8 protein-coding genes and 1 pseudogene are annotated in these 7391 nt (G+C 49.9%); 1 reads left to right on the top strand and 8 read right to left on the bottom strand.

Translation table 11 applies throughout. The features are described from left to right. Positions 1–622: 622 nt before the first annotated feature. The 4 genes from PTZ19_RS25425 to PTZ19_RS14740 form a co-directional block, all read right to left on the bottom strand. Positions 623–763: a Ger(x)C family spore germination C-terminal domain-containing protein gene (locus tag PTZ19_RS25425; protein ID WP_422615003.1), complete on the bottom strand. Its 141-nt coding sequence runs from the start codon at positions 761–763 to the stop codon at positions 623–625. 690 nt (positions 764–1453) lie between these two features. Further along, positions 1454–3415 carry a C40 family peptidase gene (locus PTZ19_RS14730; RefSeq protein WP_276355814.1) on the bottom strand — a complete coding sequence of 654 codons (1962 nt, stop codon included), beginning with the start codon at positions 3413–3415 and terminating at the stop codon, positions 1454–1456. A 32-nt stretch (positions 3416–3447) separates the two neighbouring features. Beyond that, a complete protein-coding gene (locus tag PTZ19_RS14735) occupies positions 3448–3855 on the bottom strand; it encodes a DUF6075 family protein (RefSeq protein WP_276355817.1) in 408 nt (135 codons plus the stop codon). 118 nt (positions 3856–3973) lie between these two features. Then, on the bottom strand, positions 3974–4138 hold the full coding sequence (locus PTZ19_RS14740; protein ID WP_276355820.1) for a sigma factor-like helix-turn-helix DNA-binding protein: 165 nt from the start codon (positions 4136–4138) through the stop codon (positions 3974–3976). Positions 4139–4210: 72 nt separating this feature from the next. Here PTZ19_RS14740 and PTZ19_RS14745 point away from each other — a divergent pair, with 72 nt between their 5' ends. Further along, positions 4211–4597 (top strand): hypothetical protein, encoded by a 387-nt coding sequence (locus PTZ19_RS14745; protein WP_276355822.1) that lies wholly within the window; start codon positions 4211–4213, stop codon positions 4595–4597. A gap of 241 nt (positions 4598–4838) precedes the next feature. Here PTZ19_RS14745 and PTZ19_RS14750 read toward each other — a convergent pair whose 3' ends face one another. The 4 genes and pseudogenes from PTZ19_RS14750 to PTZ19_RS14755 all read right to left on the bottom strand — a co-directional run. Next, complete coding sequence (locus tag PTZ19_RS14750) at positions 4839–5078, bottom strand: S-layer homology domain-containing protein (protein WP_276355824.1); 240 nt, start codon at positions 5076–5078, stop codon at positions 4839–4841. Positions 5079–5093: 15 nt separating this feature from the next. Further along, positions 5094–5165 (bottom strand): annotated as a pseudogene (locus PTZ19_RS25430) (S-layer homology domain-containing protein); the annotation flags it as partial. A gap of 18 nt (positions 5166–5183) precedes the next feature. Continuing rightward, complete coding sequence (locus PTZ19_RS25435; protein ID WP_422615002.1) at positions 5184–5411, bottom strand: S-layer homology domain-containing protein; 228 nt, start codon at positions 5409–5411, stop codon at positions 5184–5186. Between the two features lie 47 nt (positions 5412–5458). Then, positions 5459–7391: S-layer homology domain-containing protein (locus tag PTZ19_RS14755; RefSeq protein WP_276355826.1), on the bottom strand; the 1933-nt coding region annotated here is incomplete at its 5' end.

Below are 7391 nucleotides of genomic sequence, written 5' to 3' on the forward strand. Positions count from 1 at the left end.
GTTAGACCCCCCAATAGCAGCAGCGTAACCGGATTGGACGACACAAGCGTCACGATGACGGCTAGCAAAGTCATCGCCATACTTTTTTCACTTTTTCCGCACGGTTTGCAAATGGAATTAAAACGACACGGTCAGAAATTCGCTGAACCATGCTTGCAAAACAACCGCACCGGAGAGGGAAATAGCCGTCGGAGTAACCGCCAAATACATCATTTTCCGATTTGCGGGGTGGATTTTTTCCCTTTTTCCAACACCATTCACCCGCTCCTTAGCAAGGTGAGCTTCTCCAACAAGTTTACCAGCGGTTCATCCATCCACTGCGTAGGACCCGGCATTTGGGGATCGAGAACAAGCAAGATTGCCAATATCGCCCCCAATCCGGTCAGGACACCATAAGCCGTCTTCTCCCTCTTGGTATAAGACGGCATGGCGCGCCAATCATGCAAAATCATTAAAGCGAGCGCCGCGGCAACGCACAGCAATCCCTCCCATAACATGATTCCATCATCACCTCTGCTCAGGCTTGAATATGCTTTTGGTGGTCATGCCGGGACGGACAACTTTGACCTTAGCTTGTATGTTGACTTCCAAATGGGAATAAAGATTATTGTCCCAGCGGTCCTTATTTCGACCACTCCCTCGGGTACTTCCGATAGAAGGCATCCGCGAAATTGTAAATATTCGCTTTCATTTCTTTTTGCGTCCGTTCCAGCGCCATTTGAACGCTGCGTATGAAATCGTCTTCCTTTCGTGGGTCTGGTATTCATAATCGGACGCAGCATGGCGCGGCGGAGATTGTTAAGAATCATTAGATTCAAGTTACTACGGCTGCCCTCTTGCTCACCTCAACCGACTTCTCAGCGACTCTCGGTGAATACACGACAGGTCCACCCCTCGAGCCAGCATATCGCGGTAAGCGACAAATAGCCCTATATATGCTCGTGCACTCATGGTTTTCGGGCTTACAAAACTTGGGGAACGAATAAATGAAGAAGGGCTTCATTCTATTAGCACCTTTCTTTAAGAGATTATGCAAATTTTGGAATCTGTCAAAATTTTTAGAACGGTGCTAAGTAAGGGGCAACAAGGTGATTTCATATTTGCACCAACTCGAATGGCTCGTTAGGGAATAGATTCCAGAAGTAATTCGAATGAGCGTAAAGTTTTTTGCGCTGGTGCAGCCGGAGAAAGTGTTCGGGCAAATCTCGCTTCGCAAAAATGGAACAAGGCGCGGGTGCGGTCAAAGCGCCGATCAAGCCTTCCTCGTTTAGCACCATGGAAGAAGCGCGCGGGTCGCTCGGTTTTAGGAGGGGACAAACGGCCCTCGGGGGCAGTGAACCCACGTCCAGACGGAGCGAGTCGAATCATTCCGTTAAACGCAGTCTTCTCTTTGAGATTTCTTCGATAGAAGCTTATTTTTTATTAGGAATGGGGAAGAAAGCTCTTCAGAACATCAATTAGCGCTTGAAAGATGCGGTCTACCAAACAGTACTTGTTTATCCGAATCGAACAGACCGCGATAAACCACTTGTCCCCGAGTGGAGGAAGCGTCCACTACTTTGCCGTCTCCCGCATAAATGCCGACATGAGTAATATCCATGAATCTGCCATTACGCTCGTAGCTCCAAAACACAAGGTCACCCGGAACCAAGTCGGCCGCGCCTACTGTAAGGCCATTCTCCACGCAAAATCTGGCCTGCTCCGCAGCGGTTCGCGGCAAGCTGATACCCAGTTGTCGATAAACCCATTGGACGAGATAGCTGCAATCCGTATAGTTGTCCTGACCGGCCTTTGGTTGGCTGTACGGATCGCCTAGACGAGTCAGCGCCAATTTGACGGCTTCGCTGCCTCGTGTTTCGGGTAAATTATTTTGAACCAAATCAAGCTGCTCTGGCGTCAAACCAATATCCGCATCTTTTCCAAGTATTGCATACATGAGCGGGCGGAACTCCTCGGACAGCATTTCCTTCATTAATTCCATCTGTTCATTTGTAAAGCGGTATATATCTGCCTGTTGCTCCGCAGTTTGGCTAATGACCGTAATATGCAAAATGCGCTCATATCGGGTAACCGTCTCTTCGCTGGTGCTCCCGTCCTCCTGTTCGACCGTAACCGTTTCCTTATGTTCTATCGTTTCAACACGAGATTCCAGCGAATTCATATCCCAAAACACCGAACGGATGATACCGATTCTTGTTGCATCAAGCGTGGCCACATCCATTCCGTTTTCAGCATCCGTGACGGTCTTCACGGCAAAGACGGCGATAATGTCCATCCAGTTATCGATTCGTGTATTGTCCGCGCTGCCGGGATAATGATATTCCACCCGGTCTACATTGCCAGCGGATTGCTGTATATCTACCAGTCGGGCGGCAAATTCATCCTCTATTTCCTGAACGATTCGGGTAAGCGGCTTTACATCGGCATCCGTATTTTCACCGGACATAAAGATACCGAAAGGAGAGGAAATAACCGCCGCGCTCACCATGACAATGCACAAAACTACAATTACCGAACCGCTGATCCCCAAAAGCGCCGTCAATCCCTTGACAAGCAGGGCGGTGGCTCTTACAACTATTTTAACGATAAGGCGATTCAATCTCGCGGCAGCTCGCGCGGTTTGAATGGAGCGGCGGGCAGACATCGCCATCTGCACAGCCCGCTGTGCTTCCTTGACGGCATTCATTTTCCCTTCAGTTTGAGCATCCGAATGATTGTTAGCGTGCTCTAGCCGATGCCCATTTTTTATAAATGGCGATAACGTCTTGAAATTTCGTACTTTCCGTTTGATCGTATAACCTGATTGTTTTGATATAGCAGAGGGGACTCGGGTTAACGATTTCACGCGTCCATTTGCTGAACGAGATACCGCGGCGGAGAATGTTTCCTTCTTCCCGACCGGTTTTGGAGGACCGATATCCCGTTTCTGCATCCGCTCAGGATAGCTACCTGTTCGAGAACGATGCAGAAGCCGGGCATTGACCCGGCTTCGTATAAATCGTTGTTTTCCTGAATGCGAACCAGAAGACAAGACGTATTTTCCATCAACCGGCTTACGGAGACGTAAGCTACGGGCAAGTCGCGGTGTACGCGCAATCGAAGACTCCGCATTGACATCAACTGGGCTCTGACTTGTGACAGAATCACCATCTGGCAATGACTGCCTTTTTAGAATGTGCCGAATCAATCTCTTGTTGATACGCACACTCATCCCCATTTGGGCACGTATCGTTTTTTTCGTAGCCGCTGCGGAATGGCGCTGAGCATATTCAACTGGAGACTGGGAAGTCGTCTTGTCATTCTCAACCTGCCGCTTGGCACGAGCGCTTGAACGCTTTACACGATGCAACATGTTCGGGAATCTGTCCAAACGTTTGATGTCTTTCACAACATTCCTCGTTTTAATTTTCTTCATCGTCCCATTCCACTCCCGTCGCTGGCAGCCATTCAGCGAATTTGTTCGGCCAGCCGTTTGATCGTACTCTCGTGACTTCGGCAATATTCGGGATAACGAAGATGAATCGCTTCAAAAAAGTAGGGGGCATAGCTGCAATCGAATAATTCGTGGGGAGTGGAGTAACGTTCGCCTCCTGCTTCGGTCCAGCCGTTCCATAAATTAAAGGCGAGCCGGCACACTCGAATGGTACTGCCGGTTTGCCAAGGGGCCGAAAGGCCTTCGGGCTTAATGCCGCCATTAGCAAAATCATACAAATCGCGGATATGACTTCTGGTTTCTCGGGAAATGCCCAATGTATAGAACAGTGCCCGGTGGTAGCCATCGCTGCATTTCTCTGCATCCAACATCTGAACGTAAAACCTCTCGTGTTCATCATCTCGAAACCGAATCTGATGCATCGTCACATACCCCTTTCGTGGAGAATGCAGCGGCTGGTTGCAACCAGCCGCTGTCTGAACATTGTCCTCTATATAACCGTTCATTTTGGCAGGAAAATCGGACCCTCCGACGAAACGATTACATGTTTTTGAGCAAGTATTCCATTTGTTTCAAGCCTCGTTGGATCGATTTACGAACCGCCCGCTCATCGACATGCTCGACTCTGGCAATATCGACTTTGCTCATACCCAGAAAGTAATGGGCATAAATTCGTCTGGCGGACTTCACAGGCAATTGACACATAGCTTCATAGAGTTGCTGCCGTGAAAGCTTGCGCTCGTAATACTCCTCCGGTGAAATCGAAAGAAATAAAACATGCTGCTCAATCCCGTCGTTGCGATCAAGCGAATAATAGGCCGATGGCGATACGTTCGCAGTCTGTATGCGCTTTCCTCCAAGTCGAAGCGGCGCATTTCACGGGCAACTTCTTCATCTACATCAACCCATACATCCGTCTTAAAAAAAGGATACATATCCCGCAAATTCATCTTTTTCATTCATGTCCCTCCATTTTGGTTTGTTGGCAAACCAAAACAGAGGGGGGAGAACGACAGCCAGCGCTACCCTTTATGTATATGTGCAATAGCTGAAAAAAACAAAAAAGACCTTGCCGCAGAGCATGCCAACTCTCCATTGCGGCAAAGTCCGAATGTGTTCGTATTAAAAGCCGCAGTACAATTTCATAAAATGATTGCGGCCTAACATTATAGGCAAATGGGGATACATAAATATCAGCTCCATCCTCACATGGCAACACCGCTGCGAGAAGAAAGCCAATCTGTTGTTATGGTGGTGCTGTCATACGAAAGTAATGAAGAATATTTATTAAGATGAAAAAGGGCCATCCCTTCGAAAGCGATGACCACATTCGTTGGAATAGTCTCATGAATGGATTGCTTTGCGACTTCAAAAGAAAGGGCAGACCCAACCGAGTAAAATCATGTTAGGTCTGCCCTTGATGTTCTTGCTCCCGAACTTCCAGCATTCTGAGCAGCATGACGACCGCTTCCGCCCGTGTTGCCGTGTCGTTTGGAACGAATTTGTTGCCGCCGCGGCCGCTGACGATACCAAGCTTGTGAATCGCTTTTACCGCGCCTTTCGCCCAGTTCGGAATGTCTTCATTATCGGCAAAGCCGGTTTGTGCATTCGCGTCAAGAGGCACCTTCAGCGCATTGGCAATCATCGACGCCATCTCCGCGCGGGTAATCTGAGCATCAGGCCGGAAGCTGCCGTCCTCGTACCCGCTGACGATTCCCGCTTGCACAGCGAGAGCAACCGCTCGTTTCGCCTAAGCCCCGATCTTAGCCTGATCCGTAAAATCAAGCGCCACGCCTGTGCCGTCCAGTTTAAGCGCCCCAACCAGCATAGCCGTAAATTCGGCACGTGTGACCGAGTTGTTTGGCCTGAACGTTCCATCCGGGTAGCCGCTCACCAACTTTTGCGTCGCTGCGCGAATGATTGAGCACTCGCCCCAATGACCAGCGATGCCGGTGAACGATGGAATTGGGTACCACATTCATATTCCAAACGTTTATTGATAAATTAAACCGATTCAAACTTAAATTAAATCAGACCAGATTTTTGTAATAGTCCCTGAATAATTGTTGCAACCTCAGCCCTGGTCATGTAATCCTTCGGGGCAAGCGCAGTACCGCTCCTTCCAGATACTATGCCAGCCTGAACACTGTCCGCAACGCTGCTTTGCGCCCATGCGGATACTTCAGCTGCATCACCAAACGGACGAAGTGTTGCATCTGCCGCCTGGACAGGAAGCTTGGCTTTCAAGTTCGTAATCGTCATGGCTTTGGAGATGATGACCATCGCCTGTTCGCGCGTAATCCTGTCATTCGGCCGGAAGGTGCCGTCTTCAAAACCGCCCACCAAATGATACGCATAAGCGGTGCGAAACGCACTGCTGTACCAATCCGATGCCTTCACGTCCGAGAATGGTGTAGTCTCATTCTCCAGCTTAAGCCCCAATCCGCGAACGATGGTCGCTACAAACTCAGCGCGGGTAATGTCCCGGTCAGGACTAAACATGCCATTGCCTGTACCATCGATGATCATGCGCGATCCCATGTCATTGACGGTGTCTTTCGCCCAATGGTTTGCCACATCGCCAAATTCGTGCGGATGCCATACGACTGTGTACGTACTGTTCGTCAGGCTATTGATTTTGGCGCAGTATTTACCATCGATCAGGATGACCTTGGTCGGCACATGGCGTACAGATCCGTCCGGTTCGACGACAACGCCTGTTGTGATCTTGTCCGGATCAACTCCGTCAGGAATAGCAATGGTTCGCTCGACATAAACGTCAAATTTCGATACTTCGATGGTCGTTTCCCCGTATGTCGCTCTGACCGTAAATTCCACCGGCGGAACGACAATGGAAAATATTCCATTCTCCGCCTTATTTTCCACCAATTTGGCAGTATCTGCCGCAGGTGCGCCGATTTCTACATGGATCTTGATGTCCTGCAGCGCCACTGAAGCCCCGACTTGCGCGGATATTGCGTTAATATTGATCTGTTGCGCCGGAAGCGTATAAGTGGCCCGATCCGTTTTGATTTCCAGAACTGCCTGATGATCTTCCAGGTTTTTCACCATTTGACCGTTCAATTCGCCGACGGCCACATCGGATCCCGAAGGAACCGGTATCGTCACGATGGCATTCTGGCCTTCCTCCGCGAGCTTCTCGTCCAGCTTGGCGGGATCGATTGCAATCGTGTAAACGGTCTGATTGTTTCTTGTGGAAGTCGATACCGTACCCGCATTTTCTTCTTTGCCGTTGACCAGAATAATCACATTTTTGTCTGGTGTATCCGGTTCAGTTGGTGATACAGGCTGCGACGGTTCATCGTCTCCCCCGCTGGATGGCGCAGTTGGGACAACGGCGTTGGATGGTGTTGAAGATTCACTAGGTCCAGCCTTGTTGATGGCCTTGATTGTGAATGTGTAACTTGTGCCGTTGTTTAATCCGGTGATGACAATGGGGCTTGCCGTCCCGGCCACAACCTTGCCGCCGGGCGTTGCCGTCACTTCATATCCTGTAATCTCGCTTCCGCCATTATCGCTTGGTGGTGTGAACGTCACGGTCGCCTGTCCGTTTCCGGCAAACGCTGTAACATTCGTCGGCGCTGACGGAACCGTATGCGGCGTGGCGCTCATTTCGTTGGAAGCTTCGCTGTCTGCTCCCGACTTGACCGACTTCACCACAAAATAATAAGACACCCCGTTAGTCAAGCCTGTCACCGTGTAGCTGTAAACCGAACCGGAGACTGTAGTTGCTTCCGCCCCATACGTACCGGAAGTTAACCTTGTGTATACTTTATACTCTGTCGCACCAATTACCGGACTCCATGTCAAGACAACCTGAGCATTACCCGCTTGGGCAGATTGCAGCACAGGAGCTTCAGCAGCGATCGGCGTCGTGTCGCTGATCGTAATGGTCAGCGTCTGCGGGTCGCCTGCGCTGAACGCGAACGTAAGCGTC

Origin of the sequence: Cohnella caldifontis (genome assembly GCF_029360585.1) — a bacterium.
Lineage (GTDB): Bacteria > Bacillota > Bacilli > Paenibacillales > Paenibacillaceae > Cohnella > Cohnella caldifontis.

What these genes read in the sequence shown, in the direction of transcription:
- PTZ19_RS14735 (WP_276355817.1), bottom strand. Translation starts at nt 3,855, where the DNA reads ATGCATCAGATTCGGTTTCGAGATGATGAACACGAGAGGTTTTACGTT.
- PTZ19_RS25435 (WP_422615002.1), bottom strand. Translation starts at nt 5,411, where the DNA reads ATGTGGTACCCAATTCCATCGTTCACCGGCATCGCTGGTCATTGGGGC.
- PTZ19_RS14730 (WP_276355814.1), bottom strand. Translation starts at nt 3,415, where the DNA reads ATGAAGAAAATTAAAACGAGGAATGTTGTGAAAGACATCAAACGTTTG.
- PTZ19_RS14740 (WP_276355820.1), bottom strand. Translation starts at nt 4,138, where the DNA reads ATGTGTCAATTGCCTGTGAAGTCCGCCAGACGAATTTATGCCCATTAC.
- PTZ19_RS14745 (WP_276355822.1), top strand. Translation starts at nt 4,211, where the DNA reads ATGCTGCTCAATCCCGTCGTTGCGATCAAGCGAATAATAGGCCGATGG.
- PTZ19_RS14750 (WP_276355824.1), bottom strand. Translation starts at nt 5,078, where the DNA reads ATGATTGCCAATGCGCTGAAGGTGCCTCTTGACGCGAATGCACAAACC.